Origin of the sequence: Micromonospora chokoriensis, assembly GCF_900091505.1 — a bacterium.
In the GTDB taxonomy this organism is placed as follows: Bacteria; Actinomycetota; Actinomycetes; order Mycobacteriales; family Micromonosporaceae; genus Micromonospora; species Micromonospora chokoriensis.
The window spans coordinates 5,934,248-5,948,686 of sequence record NZ_LT607409.1 but is presented as its reverse complement, the minus strand read 5'-3'; the positions used below and the strand labels follow the sequence as shown (position 1 = coordinate 5,948,686).

Genomic DNA, 14,439 nt, shown 5'->3' with positions numbered 1-14,439 from the left:
CGGCGGTCAACGCCGGCGCGGGGTGGCGTGCCGGGTGGGCGTCGCCGTGCCCGGGTCCTCCGGCCACGGGTGCCGTGGATAACGTCCACGCAACTCGGAACGGACCTGCGGGTAGCCGGTGCGCCAGAACGAGGCCAGATCGGCGGTGACCGCCACCGGACGGCCGGCGGGGGAGAGCAGGTGCAGCAGCACCGGCACCCGTCCGTCACCGACGCGTGGCGCCACCGACCAGCCGAACGTCTCCTGGAGTTTCACGGCGAGCACCGGCGCGGCCGGATCGGTGTAGTCCACCCGGATCCGTGAACCGCTGGGCACCTCGATCCGCTCCGGGGCCACCTCGTCCAGTCGGGCGGCCTGCGCCCAGGGCAGCAGCCGGCGCAGCGCCGACGTCACGTCCGCCCGCGCCAGGTCGGCACGACGCCGGGCTGCCGCCAACTCCGGCCCCAACCAGGTGGGTGCCGCGTCGCGCAACGCCTCGTCGCCGACGTCCGGCCACGGGTCGCCCAGGTGGTGCCGGAGGAACGCCAGCCGCTCGCGCAGCGCCCGCGCCGCCGGCGTCCAGGTCAGCAGCCCCAGGCCCTCCTGACGGAGGCCGGTCAGCAACGCCGCGGCCACCTCGGCCCGGTCCGGTCGCTCCAGCCGGCGCTGGACCAGCTCGATCGCGCCCAGGCGGGTCACCTCCCGCGCCACCACGTCCCCGTCGGACCAGCCCACCTCCCGATCGGTGCGCAGCAGCGGGCCGGCCGCCTCCCGGGCCGTCGCCTCGTCCACCGGTGAGGCCCGGCGGATCCGCGCCGCCGACGCGCCGGGCGCGCGGTCCGCGACCGCCACCGCCAGCCAGTCGGCACCGGCCAGCCCCGAGCCGGCCGCCAGGTCCGCGGCGGTCCCGCCGGTCATCAGGTACGCCGAACCGCCCGGCCGCCGCACCCGGGCCAACCGTTCCGGGTACGACAGACCGACGAGCAGCCCGGCGGCGAGATCGTCGCTCAGCGTCGTGGCCCCGGCTCCGGATCGGCTGTCGCCCGCGGGACCCTCGGTGGGCAGCGCGGCGCGCAGCCGTCGTACCTCGGTGCGCCAGCGGGCGGTCGCACCCGCGTCGACACCGGCGCGCAGCCGACGCCAGCCGGCCACCAGGTCGTCGCCGGGGCCGGCGGTGCTCTCCTCGGCGAGCAGGGCGACCACCTCGGCCGCCCGGTCGGCGCCGACCCGACCGGCGCCGTCGAGCAGCGCCCGGGCCAGCCGGGGATGCGCTCCGGCAGCGGCGATCGCGCGTCCCCGGGCGGTGATCCGGCCGTCGACGTCGACCGCGCCCAGGGTGCGCAGCGTGTCCCGGGCCACCGTCATCGCGGCGGCCGGTGGCGGGTCGGGCAGCGCGAGTCCGACGCCGTCCGGTCGACCCCAGGCGGCCAGCTCCAGCGCGAAGCCGGTCAGGTCGGCGGTGGCGATCTCCGGTTCGGGGCGCGCGGGCAGTCGCTCGTGGGTCGCCTCCGACCAGCACCGGTAGACGTACCCGGGGGCCTCCCGGCCGGCGCGGCCCGCGCGTTGGGTGGCGGCGGCCCGGGAGACCGGCACGGTCACCAGCGCACCCAACCCCCGGGCCAGGTCGACGCGGGGCACCCGGGACAGGCCCGCGTCCACCACGACCCGCACGCCCGGGACGGTCAGGCTGGTCTCGGCCAGCGCGGTGGCCAGCACCACCCGACGTCGGTCAGCCGGACGCAGGGCGGCGTCCTGCTCGGCGCCGCGTTGCCGACCGTGCAACGGCAGCAGCGCGACGGCGTCGCGCAGGTCGGCCAGCCGCCCGGTGATCGCGGCGATCTCGCCGGCTCCGGGCAGGAAGACCAGCACGTCTCCGTCGCGCTCGCGCAGCGCGCGCCGGATGGTGGCGGCCACGTGGTCCAGCAGCGCCCGGTCCACCGGCCCGGCCCCGGGTGGAGCGATCGGGCGCGCCGGTGGCGACCAGATCCGCGCGACCGGGTGCAGTGCCGAGTCGGCCCGTACGACCGGGGCCGGTGCGGGCCCGCCGAGCAGCGCGGCGAACCGGTCGGTGTCCGGGGTGGCGGACATCGCCAGCAACCACAGGTCCGGCCGGAGGGTAGCCCTCGCCTCCACGGTGAAGGCCACCGCGAGGTCGGCGTCGAGTTGTCGTTCGTGGCACTCGTCGAGCAGCACGGCACCCGTGCCGGGCAGCTCCGGGTCGTGGTGCAGCCGCCGCAGCAGGAGGCCGGTGGTGACCACCTCCACCCGGGTGTCCGGCCCGACCCGGCGTTCGCCGCGGACCGCGTAGCCGACGCGGTCGCCCACCCGCTCGCCGAGCAGCTCGGCCATCCGTCGGGCGGCGGCGCGGGCCGCCACCCGCCGGGGTTGGGCGATCACCACCCGACCGGTGACCCGCTCGGCGACGGCCAGCGGCGCGAGGGTGGTCTTGCCGGTGCCCGGCGGTGCCACCAGCACGCCGGTGCCGGCCGCGTCGAGGGCCGCGACCAGCGCCGGCAGCACGGGGCGTACCGGCAGGTCCACTGTCACGTCGGAGAGCACGGCCCAGTCTCGCACCGGAGGGGACGCCTCAGCGGCGACGGACCTCGCTCACGCCGGACACGAAGGCCCGCCAGGCGGCCGGGCCGAAGGCGAGCACCGGGCCGGAGCGGTCCTTGCTGTCGCGTACGGCGATCTGACCGTCGGCTGTCGCGACCTCCACGCAGTTGCCGTTGCCACTGCTGCGCGTGCTGGTGCGCCAAGCCGCTCGGGTCAGGTCGTGCGCCGTCATCCGGGGTACCTCTCGTCTGCGTCGGCGTGCCGCCGAAGCGGTCACGCAAAGTTACGAGAAGCATGCTCAAGACGGGTCAAGGACGCCGTCGGATCGAGCGCCATCCGGCACAGCTCCTCGTGCAGAAGGCTATACCCGAGCACCTGGTCGGCCTCCTCCAGAGCCAGTCCCATTGTGAGGTTATCCAGGTAAACCACGGACGCGTCGCCGGCATCGACGAAGTTGATGATCACGTACGGGGTGCTCATCGCCGGGTGGCCGCCGGCCGCGAAGGGAAGTACCTGAATTGTTACGTTCGGTAACTGCGCGATCCGGCTCATATGGACCAACTGTTCGGCCATCACCGCGCTGCCGCCGACCGGGCGCAGCAGCACCGCCTCGTTGAGCACCACCGAGAGCTGGACCGGGTTCTCCCGGCGCAGGACCTCCTGCCGGTGCAGCCGGGCCGCGACCTTGCGCTCCAGGCCGTCCTCGCCGGCGGTGCGGCGGAAGATCTCCCGGGCGTACGCCTCGGTCTGCAGCAGCCCCGGCACCGACTCGGCCTCGTACGTGCGCAGCGCCGCCGCCTCGGCCTCCAGCCCCACGTAGAACTCGAACCACTCGGGCAGCACGTCGCTGTAGTTCTGCCACCACCCGCGTTGCTGTGCCCCACGGGCGATCTCGATCAGGGCCTCCGCGTCCGAGCCGGTCACCTCGTAGAGGGCGAGGGCGGCGCGGACGTCGCGCGGTTTGATGCCGATCTGCGCGGTCTCGATCCGGGAGAGGTTGCTCTTCGACATGTCGAGCTGGCGGGCGGCCACGTCGAGGGTCATGCCCGCGCGTTCCCGGAGCTGGCGAAGCTCCCGGGCGATGCGTCTGCGGCGCACGGTCGGGCTGGCGGCGGGTCGGTTGGTGGGGGTGGCGGTCACTGTCCGAGTCTGACAGACCAAGATCCGCAGGTCGCGCCTGCACGGAGTGCAACTTTCAAATCTGGGAGTTGCGTTGCAATAGCTCTCGGTGCATCCTTTCCCGGTCGCGATCACTGTGGACACACCTGTGCGGGAGGGCCGTTGCTCATCGCCGACGAGTTCTTCCTGATCGCGCACAACGACAGTCGTGGCAAGGCCAAGCTGCACCCGGCGGCGACCGGGCTCGGGCTGGCCAGCGGGCTGCTCGGCGAGTTGCTCCTCTACGGACACATCACCGTGTCGGCCGGGCAGGTCACCGTCATCGACCGTCGCCCGCCCGCGGACGCGCTGGCGCACACGGTGCTCGACCAGCTGATCGGCGAACCCCAGCACCAGGAGCTGCGCACCTGGCTCAGCTTCCTGGCGCAGAGCGCGACGACGTCGGTGGGGGAGCGGCTGGCCCGCGCCGGCGTGCTGCGCCGCCAGGAGAGTCGCCGGTTGCTGCGCACCTCGGTCACCTACCTGCCGATCGACCTCAACGCGGTGGCCTGGCCGGCGACCCGGTTGCGCGCACTGCTGGACCGGCCCGACCCGCCGAACGTGCCGGACGCGTTGCTGCTCGGCATCGTCGTGGCCGCCGGGCTGACCCGCGAGGTGCTGTGGAGCGCCGGCCCGCGCGCCCACCACCGGCTGAACGTCCTCATCCCCGCACTGCCGGCGCCGCTGAAGGAACTGGTCGGGCACACCGAGGCCGCCGTCGGCGCCGCCGTGCTGCGCGGCATTCCCTGATGTTCCGGTAACCCCTACCCCTCCCCCTCGACGACCGGAGTAGTCGTATGCCCCCGACATCGACAGTCGACCGACCGAGCAACGTCTCCGACGCCCTGGCCCGAGGCCGCCTCGGCATCCCTTCGGTGATCTTCTTCGTGCTCTCCGCGGCCGCGCCGCTGACCGTGGTGGCCGGTGTCGTCACCACCGGCTACGGCGTCATCGGGGTGACCGGCATCCCGCTGGCCTTCCTGCTGGTCGCCGCCGTGCTCGCCCTGTTCTCGGTGGGCTACGTGGCGATGTCGCGGCGGGTGGAGAACGCCGGCGCCTTCTACGCCTACATCTCCCGAGGTCTCGGCCGCCCGGCGGGTGTGGGCGCCGCCTGGGTCGCGTTGATCGCGTACAACGCGCTGCAGGTCGGGCTGTACGGCACCATCGGCGCGGCAGCCGAGCCGGTGCTGGACCGGATCTTCGGCGGGCACCCGCACTGGGCGGTCGTGGCCCTGGTGGCGTGGGCGTTGGTCGGCCTGCTCGGTCTGCTCCGGGTGGACATCAACGGTCTGGTCCTGGCCGCGCTGCTGGTCGCCGAGATCGTGGTGATCCTCGTCTTCGACCTGGGGCAGATCGGCAACCCCGCCGGTGACCAGGTCAGCTTCGCCGGCTTCGCGCCGGACAACCTCTTCGTGCCGGGAGTCGGCGCGGTGCTGGTGCTGGCGATCCTGGGCTTCGTCGGCTTCGAGTCCGCCGTGGTCTTCAGCGAGGAGAGCAAGGATCCCAAGCGGACGGTGCCGCTCGCGACGTACCTCTCGGTGGCGATCATCGCCGGCCTGTACGCGTTGTCGTCCTGGACGATGACGGTCGCCGTGGGGCCGGACAGGATCGTCGCCGAGGCCGGCGAGCAGAGCGTGGGGCTGATCTTCAACCTGGCCGCCGCGCACCTCGGCGACACCGTGGTCACCATCGGGCAGGTGCTCTTCCTGACCTCCGTGCTCGCCGCGATGATCTCGTTCCACAACACCACGGCCCGCTACACGTTCGCGCTCGGTCGGGAGCGGGTGCTGCCGGCGGTGTTCGGGCAGACCTCGGCCCGCTCCGGGGCGCCCCGGGCGGCCTCGCTGGCGCAGAGCGCCCTCGGCCTGGTGGTCATCCTGGTGTACGCGGTCAACGGCTGGGATCCGGTCGTCCAACTGTTCTTCTGGGGCGGCACCACCGGCGGGTTCGGCGTACTGCTGCTGATCGCCACCACCTCGGTTGCCGTGATCGCCTACTTCGCCCGCTCCGCCGGTGGCGAGAACGTCTGGCGGCGGGTCGTCGCGCCCGGCCTGGCGACCGTCGCGCTCCTCGTGATCATCTGGCTGGCGGTGTCGAACTTCGCCAACCTGCTCGGCGTCGCGCCGGACTCCACCCTGCGCTGGGCGTTGCCCGCCGCGTACCCGGTGGCTGCCCTGCTGGGCATCGGCTGGGCGCTGGTGCTGCGCGGCAGACGTCCCGACACGTACGCCCGGATCGGCCTGGGCGCGGCGAGCAGCGCCGCCGTCGTCACGCCGTCGGCGCAGCCCACCGCGGAGGCGACCCGATGAGCGTGGTCATCGAGCGGCTCGGGCCGGAGGAGACCGCTCTGGTGGCGGGTCGGATCGCCGAGGCGTTCACCGTGCTGGAGGTGACGTACTGGCTGGTGCCCGACGCCAGCAAGCGGGAGGCCGTGCTGGCCGGGGACTTCGAGATCCTGGTCGACCACGCCATGCGGCACGGCATGGTGCACGCCACCGAGGACCGGGCGTCGGTAGCGGTCTGGTTCCCGTCGGTCGGTGAGCCGGCGCCGCCGCCCGCGGACTACGACGCCCGACTGGCCGCCGCCTGCGGTGAGTGGACCGACCGGTTCCAGCACCTCGACGAGTTGTTCGCGGCGAACCACCCCCACCCGGACCACCACCACCTCGCCTTCCTGGCGACCCGGCCGGGCCGGCAGGGGCAGGGATTGGGGAGCGCCCTGATGCGGCACCACCACGCCTGGCTGGACGCCAACGGGATGCCCGCGTACCTGGAGGCGAGCAGCCCGCGCAGCCGGGACCTGTACGCGAGGCACGGCTACCTGGCCGGGGAGCCGTTCCGGGTGCCCGACGGCACGCCGTTCTGGCCGATGTGGCGGGAGCCGGCGGGGAACTGACCGCACAGGTGATGTCACGCTCGCGTGACATCACGAACACGAGCGGAGGGCCGGGTCCACGGACCCGGCCCTCCGCTTCGTCACGTGCTCAGTATGTGCCGTCCAGCTGGCCGCGCAGCTTGGTCAGCGCCCGGGTCAGCAGCCGGGAGACGTGCATCTGCGAGACACCGATCTGGTCGGCGATCTGCGACTGGGTCAGGTTGCCGTAGAAGCGCAGCGTGAGGATCTTCTGCTCGCGCTCGTCGAGGGTGGCCAGTGCCGGGCCGAGGGCGACCCGCAGCTCGGCCAGCTCGAACTCGTTGTCCTCGCCGCCGAGCATGTCGCCCAGCTCGGTGGCCCGCTCACCGTCGCCGGTCGGGGTGGACAGCGACACCGCGTTGTACGCGCGGGCGCCCTCCAGGCCCTCCAGGACCTCTTCCTCGGTGAGCTTGAGGTGGGCGGCGATGTCGGCGACCGTCGGCGAGCGGCCGAGGGTCTGCAGGAGCGAGCTGTTGGCGTCGGAGATGGCCAGCCGCAGCTCCTGGAGCCGGCGCGGCACGCGGATGTCCCAGGTGCGGTCCCGGAAGTGCCGCTTGAGTTCGCCGATGATGGTGGGGATCGCGTAGCCGGCGAAGTCGACACCACGGGAGGGGTCGAACTTGTCGATGGCCTTGATCAGGCCGACCGCGGCGGTCTGGGCCAGGTCGTCGGTCGGCTCGCCGCGCCCGCTGTAGCGGTGGGCCAGGTGGTTGGCCAGCGGGAGCCAGGCCTCGATCGCGCGGTCCCGGAGGGCGGCGCGCGACGGGTGGTTGGCGGGCAGCGCAGCCATGGCGTTGAGCAGGTCGGCGGCGCTGTCGGTGAGCGCGCGCGGGTCGAGCTTCGCGGGTGCCTTCACGGCGGTGCTCGACTGCTCGGTGATCGTTGACGCGGTCATGGTGGTCCTCCCTGCACCTCGTCCGCGGACTAAAAAGGTGTGGCTCTTTGGTTTAGCTCTTCATGGGCCGTTCGGGACTCACCTTAACCTGATCGTCTCGCAAAAATCTAGCCGAAAGGCTGATGTACTTAAGGTGTTTCGAGGGGCAAAGGTCGCAAATCTGGCATTAGGCGGTCCGGCTGTGAGGAGCCTTACCCGTCCTGCGGTGGTGCTTCGCTGCCCGGTCGGGCCGGAGGGATGACCGACCGGCCGTCGTGGCGGGCCAACCGGTCAAGATGAAATCCGACATCAGGGCAGGAGTGTCGCCTATCCGTCGTTGTCCCGCTGGCGGGACCGGCCGTAGCGTCGCCTTACACACCCGGTTCGGAGGCACCGTGCTCGATCCAGCCGCTCCCCAGCTCGTCGTGAACAGTCGAACGCTCTACTTCAGCTGGCTGCCGGCGGACCCGGACGCGGTCGCCGCACTGGTTCCGCCAGGGCTGTGCCCCCGCCCCGACCGTCAGGTGTTCCTCAACCAGTACATCGTGGACGACGAGACGCAGACCTCCGGCTTCGGCGCGTACTCGCTGACCTACCTCGGGGTCTCACTGGTCGGCGTGGACGCCCCCGGTGGCCTCAACCCGGGGGGCTGGTGGAGCCACTACGTGGCCTCCAGTCGGCGGGTCCGTGAGTACGCCGCCGCCCGTGGCGCCCCGGTGCTCTCCGGGCGGACCAGGATCGAGGTGAGCGGCGAGGACCTGCTCTCCGAGACGGAGATCGACGGGACGACGGTGATCCAGGCCCGGTGCCGCGTGGGGGAGACCGGTCACGTGATCAGCAGCGGGCACCACCGCTACTTCACCCGTCGTGACGGTCAACTGCTCAGCTCGGCGTACCCCTTCATCGCCGAGCCGGTCTCCCCGTTCGAGATCGAGTCGGTGGAGTTCCTCCAACCGGGGCACCCGATGTACGCGCTCCGCCCGGCCAACCCGCTGACCATCGGCTTCGGCTACTACTCGCCGCGCTCCTCGTTCGCCTATCCCGGCGGGTTGACAGTGCACCCGGTCGCCGCGCCGGAGCCGGCCCGACCTGTTCACCAGGTGCCGGCCAGCCTCGCCCGCAGTGGCCTGCCGTCCGGGTCGTAGACCAGCCGGTACACCGGCAACGCCCACGCCCTGGTGAACCACGGCAGCCGCTCGGGTCGGTGCGGGCGCAGCCGTCCGGGCGGCCGTTCGCCCACCTGGCCGTCGTCGTACCACTGCTGGAGCGCGTCGGCGGCAGCGGTGACGGCCGCGACGGCGTCCGCCGGGTCGAGCAGGTCGGCGTCGTCCGCGCCGGCCGGGTCACGGTCCAGGTGCTCGCGTAGGAGCCGTAGCCGCAGGTCCCGGGCGAAGACCCGAGCGCCGTCCCCCTGACCGGCGGGATCGGTGGGCTCCCGCTGGTCGCGGGTCTCGTCGAGCACGGCGCAGGACAACTCGCTGTCGTGCGTCCAGGACCGGCGGTTGAAGTTGTCGCTGCCCACGCTGGCCCACACGTCGTCGACGACACATACCTTGGCGTGCACGTAGACCGGGTCGCCGGAGCGGTTCTCCACGTCGAAGACGTGCACCCGGTCCGGTGCGGCGCGCTCGCACAGCGACAGCGCCTGCTCCCGCCCGACCATGTTCGGTGGCAGCGCCAACCGGCCGTCCACGTCCGGGTGTCGCGGCACCACGGCGACCAGGTGCAGATCAGGGTTGTCCCGCAGCGCGTGCGCGAACAGGTCGGCGACCTCGGCGGACCAGAGGTACTGGTCCTCCAGGTAGATGAGTCGACGGGCGCGGCGTACCGCCTTGGTGTAACCCCGGGCCACGGTCCGCTCGCCGTCGGGCGCGAACGAGTAACGGGGGCGGACGGCGGGGTAGGTGCGCAGCACCTGGATCCGGTGCGGACCGCAGGGCGGCGGATCGGCCGGTTGCTCGGGCAGCGGGTCCGGGCGCAGGTCCGCGCCGCGCAGCCGGTCCCGCAGGTAGGCCATCGGGTTCTCCGAATCCAGGGGCATCGGGTCGGTCCAGCGTTCCCGGAACAGCGTGTCCAACGCGCCGACCACCGGACCGCGTACCGCGAGCTGGATGTCGTGCCAGGGCGGGGTGGGCCCGTAGCAGGGGGACATCTGTACCGGTTGCGGGTCGCCGTGGTGATCGGCGTCGTCGCGCCGGCTGTGGCACAGGTCGATCCCGCCGGCGAACGCGATGTCCCGTTCCGGTGCGTCCGGGTGCCGCAACACGACGAGTTTCTGGTGATGCGACCCGCCGCGCCGGACCCGCTGGTCGAGCAGCACCTCGCCGCCGGCTGCCGAGACCGTCTCGCTGAGGTCGCGGTTCTCCGCCTCGCTGTAGGCCAGCACGTCGAGGTGTGAGCGCCAGATCAGCCCCTTGACCACCACGCCACGCTGGGCGGCCTGGGCGAAGAGCTGGGCCACGGTCGGGCCGTCCGGGCGCAGCCGCTGGTCCGGGTCGCCCCGCCAGTCGGTGAAGAACAGGTGGTCACCGGGGCCCAGCGCCTGCACCTCGTCGACCAGCCGGTCGAAGTACGCGGCACCGTGAATCAACGGCTCAGCGAGGTTTCCCGTGGTCCAGACGGGTATCCCAGACACCGGGTTGGCGCGTTCCTCAGCGGTGAGAAACCAGTCCTGCGACGGCACCGTCCAGCCCCCTGAAGGTCGGCTACGTCCTCACGGTAGGACGGGCGACCCCGGTCCGCACGCCGGGCCGACGGACCAGTGACCTGGTCAACGCCATCGAAGAGCGACGCGACGACAGCCGAGGAGGCCACACCATGCCCCGCGACACGACGAATCCCGTGACCGAGGACCGCGAGCCGGCGGTGGAGAGCGAACGGGGTGCGCTGGTAGCGGTGTTGCTGATGGTGATTCTGGGCGTCGCCGGGATATTCGCGGTCTCCTGAGGCGGCGCCGACGCCCCGGCGGTGTCGTGGGAGCGTCGGCGCCGATCGCCGTGGTGACCTGCCGTCAGGGCGGGCCTGCCGACCTGGCGCGGGCCTTCGTCAGGGCCGGGTGCCCTGGCCGCCGGTGTGCGGCAGCCGCTCGCTGGGGATCACGCCCAGACGGCCGGCCTGGAAGTCCTCGAAGGCCTTGAGCAGCTCGTCCCGGGTGTTCATCACGAACGGGCCGTACTGTGCCACCGGCTCCCGGATCGGCTGACCTCCCATGATGTAGAGGTCGAGCGCCGGGGTGTTGCTGTCCTGCGCGACGTCGGCGCCGAACCGCAGCGCGTCACCCGGACCGTGCACCGCGAGCTGGCCGGTACGCACCGGCCGCCGGTCGGTGCCGACCGTGCCGCGCCCGCCGAGCACGTACACCAGGGCGTTGAACTCGGGCTGCCAGGGCAGGTCGACCTGAGCGCCCGGCTGCACGGTGACGTGCGTGATGGTGATCGGGGTGAACGTCGAACCGGGACCGCGGTGCCCGGCGATCTCACCGGCGATGACCCGGATCAGCGCGCCGCCGTCGGGCGTGGTGAGCAGTGCCGACTCGCCGCCCCGGATGTCCTGGTAGCGGGGCGGGTTCATCTTGGCCGAGCGGGGCAGGTTGACCCAGAGCTGGGTGCCGTGGAAGAGGCCGCCGCTCATCACCAGGTGCTCCGGCGGCGCCTCGATGTGCAGCAGGCCACTGCCCGCCGTCATCCACTGGGTGTCGCCGTCGGTGATGGTGCCGCCACCGCCGTGCGAGTCCTGGTGGTCGAAGACGCCGTCGATGATGTAGGTGACCGTCTCGAAGCCCCGGTGCGGGTGCCACGGTGTTCCCTTCGGCTCACCCGGCGCGTAGTCGACCTCGCCCATCTGGTCGAGGTGGATGAACGGGTCCAGGTCGGTGGTCGACACCCCGGCGAAGGCGCGACGGACCGGGAAGCCCTCGCCCTCGAAGCCGCTGGGCGCGGTGGTCACCGTGCGGACCGGACGGAAGGTGGTGGACTCCTCCAGCTGGGGCAGGCGGGGGAGGACGAGAACGTTGTCGACGGTGATCGCGGGCATCGAATGCTCCTAGCTCGTGGCATGGGTGGTCGCACCGGGCCGGGACGCCCGCAGGCGGTCACCGATCCGGCCGAAGACCCGGGTGAGGCAGGCGACCTCGGCGTCGTCGAGGTCGTCCATCAGGTGGGTGCGCACCGACGCCAGGTGGTGCGGTGCGGCTTCCCGAAGTGCGAGCAGCCCGGCGGCGGTGAGGACCGCCTCGCTGCCGCGTCGGTCGTCCGGGCAGGGCTCCTTGCTGACCATGCCGCGGCGCTGCATCGAGGAGATCTGGTAGGTCAGTCGGCTCGGCGAGAAGATGAGTCGACTGGCCAGCTCACCCATCCGCAGTCGCTGCCCCGGTGCCTCGGAGAGCAGGACCAGCACGTGGTAGTCGGCGAAGCTGAGATCGCTCTCGGCGCGCAGGTCTTCTTCCAGCTGGGTGTAGAGACGCTGGCTGGCCTCGATGTAGGCCCGCCAGGCGGCCTCTCGGGTGCTGTCCAGGCTCTCGGTCATGCCGATGACGATAGCACTAGTTCAAAATTTAAATAGTGCTCCCGCGCGTTGCCTGGATCACCTTTTCCGCGCGAGACCGGTGGTTAGTACAGCTTTGAAGGAAAGGTTCGACAATGCGGCGGCGTGGCCGGGGCGCGATGTGTCAGACTCCGGCCTCGTGGAACACGTACACCTCACCACCGAGGACCTGCTGCTTCGTCCCTGGCGGGACGAGGACGCCCCGGCGGTGCGCGACGCCCTGCGCGACCCGGCGATCGTCCAGTGGAACCCGCAGGGCGGCGGCCCGATCGACGACGAGGTCGCCTTGTCCTGGGTGCGCCGCCGCGCCGACTGGTCCGCCGGGGACCACGTCTCGATGGCGGTGACCTCGGCGGTCGACGGCGGCCTGCTCGGCTCGGTGTCGCTGCACCGCATCCACGACGGCGACGCGTCCATCGGCTACTGGACGGTGCCCGCCGCCCGGGGTCGTCAGGTGGCGGGCCGCGCCGTCCTCCGGCTCACCGACTGGGCGTTCGCCGACCTCGGGCTGCACCGGGTGGAGTTGTGCCACGCGGTGGCCAACCCGGCCTCCTGTCGAGTGGCCGACCGGGCCGGCTACCGGGCCGAGGGGACGCTGCGCGAGTCGTACCGGTACGGCGACGGCCGCCGCTACGACGAGCATCTGCACGCCCGCCTGGCGACCGACCGGGTGGGTCACCGACTCACTCGGTGACCCTGCGGAGGAACGCGGTGAGGGCGGTGCGGGTGCGCTCGATCCTCTCGGTCAGGGTCAGCGTCTCGTGCATGCGCGGCCCGGCGTGCTTCCTGCCCCGCAGGTAGAGCGAGCAGGCCAGGTCGGAGCAGACGTACACGCCGACCGAGTTGCCCTGGCGCCCGCCCGGCCCGGCCTTGCGGGCGGTCATCAGTGAGACGCCGTCGCCGCTGTGGGTGGTCAGGCACAGCGAGCACATGCTGCGCCGGGTGCGCCCGGTCTGCTGGGGTGCCACCCGCAACGCCACCCCGATCAGGCCGTCGTCGGCCTCGGCCACCAGGTAGGCCCGCTGCGGTGCGGCCGGGTCCCGCCAGCCGAGGAAGTCGAGGTCGTCCCAGGATCGGAGTTCGAGATCGTTCGGTACGGTCAGTCGCTTCGCCTCGCCCTGAGTGGTGTTGACGAAGGACGCGCGGATGGCGGACTCGGATTGGACTAACATAGGCACCAGCCTAGTCGTCCTAGGTTAAAAGCTAGAGGGGTGTGTTGAATGGCACGTGCCGGGGTTACCGCCGAGCGCCTGACGCTGGCCGCGGCCGAGCTGGCCGACGAGGTGGGCGTGGAGAACGTGACGGTCGCCGCACTCGCGCGCCACTTCGGGGTCAAGGACGCGAGCCTCTACTTCCACATCAAGAACGCGCGGGACCTGCGCGTCCGGATCGCCCTGCTGGCCCTGGCGGAACTGGCCGACCGGGTCGCCACCGCTCTCGCCGGGCGCGCCGGCAAGGACGCGCTGGTGGCCTTCGCCAACGCGTACCGGGACTACGCGAGGCAGCACCCCGGCCGGTACGCCGCGATGCAGATCGACCTCGACCCGGAGACCGCCGCGGCGAGCGCCGGCGTCCGGCACGCGGAGATGACCCGGGCCATCCTGCGCGGCTATCACCTCGCCGAGCCCGACCAGACCGACGCGGTGCGGATGATGCACAGCACGTTCCACGGGTTCGTCAGCCTGGAGAAGACCGGCGGCTTCCGGCACACCCCACGCACGACCGACGACTCGTGGGCCCGCACGTTGGACGCCCTCGACGCCGTGCTGAGCAACTGGCCGTCCCGGTGAGCGGCCCCGCCGCCACGACATAGGCTCGACGGCGTGGATCATCTTGAGCTGGCCGACTGGCGGGAGCGGGTGGCCCGGCTGTACCTGTCCGACGTCGACCTGACCGGTTTCCGGGCGCAGCGCGACGAGCTGTTCGCCACCCACCCGCAGAGTCCGATCCCGCCCGCGGAGCGCGCCGACTTCACCGGGGTCCGCTACTTCCCCGCCAACCCGGACGCCGTGGTGGAGGCACCACTGCGGCCGGCCGGCGGCGAGCTGCGGATCGACACCGGCGGCCCGGACGGGGTGGTCACCTACCGGCGGGTGGCGGTGGCCGAGACGCCGTGGGGGCCGCTGACCCTGTGGTGGATCGAGGCGTACGGGGGTGGACTGTTCGTCCCGGTGCGCGACGGCACCTGCGGGCAGGACACCTACGGGGGCGGGCGGTACCTCACCGACACCGTGAAGGGCACCTTCGGCCGGGGCGTCGAGCTGCTGCCCGGCGACCGGGTCCGGCTCGACGGCAACTACCTCTACAACCCGAGCTGCGCCTATGACGACCGCTGGGCCTGCCCACTCGCACCGCCGGAGAACCGGGTCGACGTCGACATCCGCGCCGGCGAGCTGGCGTACCACGACTGACCGGC

16 protein-coding genes are annotated in these 14,439 nt (G+C 72.3%); 8 read left to right on the top strand and 8 right to left on the bottom strand.

The features are described 5' to 3' along the window. Positions 1-6 precede the first annotated feature (6 nt). The 3 genes from hrpB to GA0070612_RS26960 are packed head-to-tail and all read right to left on the bottom strand — an operon-like array spanning position 7 to position 3,579. Positions 7-2,538, bottom strand: coding sequence for an ATP-dependent helicase HrpB (hrpB, locus tag GA0070612_RS26970; protein ID WP_088991792.1), 2,532 nt, complete (start codon positions 2,536-2,538; stop codon positions 7-9). Positions 2,539-2,566: 28 nt separating this feature from the next. Continuing rightward, positions 2,567-2,767 carry a DUF397 domain-containing protein gene (locus GA0070612_RS26965; RefSeq protein ID WP_088990465.1) on the bottom strand — a complete coding sequence of 67 codons (201 nt, stop codon included), beginning with the start codon at positions 2,765-2,767 and terminating at the stop codon, positions 2,567-2,569. A 41-nt stretch (positions 2,768-2,808) separates the two neighbouring features. Further along, a complete protein-coding gene (locus GA0070612_RS26960) occupies positions 2,809-3,579 on the bottom strand; it encodes a helix-turn-helix domain-containing protein (RefSeq protein ID WP_231924710.1) in 771 nt (256 codons plus the stop codon). A gap of 237 nt (positions 3,580-3,816) precedes the next feature. Here GA0070612_RS26960 and GA0070612_RS26955 point away from each other — a divergent pair, with 237 nt between their 5' ends. From GA0070612_RS26955 to GA0070612_RS26945, 3 genes are read left to right on the top strand one after another with little or no spacing between them, the layout of a single operon-like run. After that, positions 3,817-4,443, top strand: a complete 627-nt coding sequence (locus GA0070612_RS26955; protein ID WP_088990463.1) for a GOLPH3/VPS74 family protein — start codon at positions 3,817-3,819, stop codon at positions 4,441-4,443. A 47-nt stretch (positions 4,444-4,490) separates the two neighbouring features. Next, positions 4,491-6,002 (top strand): APC family permease, encoded by a 1,512-nt coding sequence (locus GA0070612_RS26950; RefSeq protein ID WP_088990462.1) that lies wholly within the window; start codon positions 4,491-4,493, stop codon positions 6,000-6,002. After that, complete coding sequence (locus GA0070612_RS26945; protein WP_088990461.1) at positions 5,999-6,589, top strand: GNAT family N-acetyltransferase; 591 nt, start codon at positions 5,999-6,001, stop codon at positions 6,587-6,589. Before GA0070612_RS26950 ends, GA0070612_RS26945 begins: the two co-directional genes overlap by 4 nt. An 88-nt stretch (positions 6,590-6,677) precedes the next feature. On the opposite strand, the gene GA0070612_RS26940 is transcribed toward GA0070612_RS26945, so the two are convergent. After that, entirely contained in the window at positions 6,678-7,502 is an 825-nt protein-coding gene (locus tag GA0070612_RS26940) for a SigB/SigF/SigG family RNA polymerase sigma factor (protein ID WP_088990460.1), read from the bottom strand. A 374-nt stretch (positions 7,503-7,876) separates the two neighbouring features. Between GA0070612_RS26940 and GA0070612_RS26935 the strand changes: the two genes are divergently transcribed. Continuing rightward, a complete protein-coding gene (locus tag GA0070612_RS26935) occupies positions 7,877-8,626 on the top strand; it encodes a hypothetical protein (protein WP_088990459.1) in 750 nt (249 codons plus the stop codon). Here the strand turns inward: GA0070612_RS26935 and GA0070612_RS26930 are convergent. Further along, complete coding sequence (locus GA0070612_RS26930; protein ID WP_088990458.1) at positions 8,575-10,164, bottom strand: phospholipase D family protein; 1,590 nt, start codon at positions 10,162-10,164, stop codon at positions 8,575-8,577. The genes GA0070612_RS26935 and GA0070612_RS26930 overlap by 52 nt on opposite strands. 134 nt (positions 10,165-10,298) lie before the next feature. Between GA0070612_RS26930 and GA0070612_RS32885 the strand changes: the two genes are divergently transcribed. Then, the gene (locus tag GA0070612_RS32885) at positions 10,299-10,427 is read left to right on the top strand and encodes a hypothetical protein (protein ID WP_269458274.1); all 129 of its coding nucleotides are present in this window, start codon (positions 10,299-10,301) and stop codon (positions 10,425-10,427) included. A gap of 99 nt (positions 10,428-10,526) precedes the next feature. On the opposite strand, the gene GA0070612_RS26925 is transcribed toward GA0070612_RS32885, so the two are convergent. Both GA0070612_RS26925 and GA0070612_RS26920 read right to left on the bottom strand, forming a co-directional pair. Continuing rightward, on the bottom strand, positions 10,527-11,513 hold the full coding sequence (locus GA0070612_RS26925) for a pirin family protein (protein ID WP_088990457.1): 987 nt from the start codon (positions 11,511-11,513) through the stop codon (positions 10,527-10,529). A 9-nt stretch (positions 11,514-11,522) separates the two neighbouring features. Further along, positions 11,523-12,005, bottom strand: a complete 483-nt coding sequence (locus GA0070612_RS26920; RefSeq protein WP_088990456.1) for a MarR family winged helix-turn-helix transcriptional regulator — start codon at positions 12,003-12,005, stop codon at positions 11,523-11,525. 157 nt (positions 12,006-12,162) lie between these two features. Here GA0070612_RS26920 and GA0070612_RS26915 point away from each other — a divergent pair, with 157 nt between their 5' ends. Further along, entirely contained in the window at positions 12,163-12,717 is a 555-nt protein-coding gene (locus tag GA0070612_RS26915) for a GNAT family N-acetyltransferase (protein WP_088991791.1), read from the top strand. On the opposite strand, the gene GA0070612_RS26910 is transcribed toward GA0070612_RS26915, so the two are convergent. After that, positions 12,707-13,195: an FBP domain-containing protein gene (locus tag GA0070612_RS26910; protein WP_088990455.1), complete on the bottom strand. Its 489-nt coding sequence runs from the start codon at positions 13,193-13,195 to the stop codon at positions 12,707-12,709. The two genes, GA0070612_RS26915 and GA0070612_RS26910, sit on opposite strands and share 11 nt — an antisense overlap. Positions 13,196-13,243: 48 nt before the next feature. On the opposite strand from GA0070612_RS26910, the gene GA0070612_RS26905 reads away from it, so the two are divergent. Beyond that, entirely contained in the window at positions 13,244-13,813 is a 570-nt protein-coding gene (locus tag GA0070612_RS26905) for a TetR/AcrR family transcriptional regulator (RefSeq protein ID WP_088990454.1), read from the top strand. A 33-nt stretch (positions 13,814-13,846) separates the two neighbouring features. Then, a complete protein-coding gene (locus GA0070612_RS26900; RefSeq protein WP_088990453.1) occupies positions 13,847-14,434 on the top strand; it encodes a DUF1684 domain-containing protein in 588 nt (195 codons plus the stop codon). The last annotated feature ends 5 nt before the right edge of the window (positions 14,435-14,439 follow it).

What these genes read in the sequence shown, in the direction of transcription:
- GA0070612_RS26965 (WP_088990465.1), bottom strand. Translation starts at nt 2,767, where the DNA reads ATGACGGCGCACGACCTGACCCGAGCGGCTTGGCGCACCAGCACGCGC.
- GA0070612_RS26920 (WP_088990456.1), bottom strand. Translation starts at nt 12,005, where the DNA reads ATGACCGAGAGCCTGGACAGCACCCGAGAGGCCGCCTGGCGGGCCTAC.
- GA0070612_RS26950 (WP_088990462.1), top strand. Translation starts at nt 4,491, where the DNA reads ATGCCCCCGACATCGACAGTCGACCGACCGAGCAACGTCTCCGACGCC.
- GA0070612_RS26945 (WP_088990461.1), top strand. Translation starts at nt 5,999, where the DNA reads ATGAGCGTGGTCATCGAGCGGCTCGGGCCGGAGGAGACCGCTCTGGTG.
- GA0070612_RS26960 (WP_231924710.1), bottom strand. Translation starts at nt 3,579, where the DNA reads ATGACCCTCGACGTGGCCGCCCGCCAGCTCGACATGTCGAAGAGCAAC.
- GA0070612_RS26905 (WP_088990454.1), top strand. Translation starts at nt 13,244, where the DNA reads ATGGCACGTGCCGGGGTTACCGCCGAGCGCCTGACGCTGGCCGCGGCC.
- GA0070612_RS26910 (WP_088990455.1), bottom strand. Translation starts at nt 13,195, where the DNA reads ATGTTAGTCCAATCCGAGTCCGCCATCCGCGCGTCCTTCGTCAACACC.
- GA0070612_RS32885 (WP_269458274.1), top strand. Translation starts at nt 10,299, where the DNA reads ATGCCCCGCGACACGACGAATCCCGTGACCGAGGACCGCGAGCCGGCG.
- GA0070612_RS26940 (WP_088990460.1), bottom strand. Translation starts at nt 7,502, where the DNA reads ATGACCGCGTCAACGATCACCGAGCAGTCGAGCACCGCCGTGAAGGCA.
- GA0070612_RS26925 (WP_088990457.1), bottom strand. Translation starts at nt 11,513, where the DNA reads ATGCCCGCGATCACCGTCGACAACGTTCTCGTCCTCCCCCGCCTGCCC.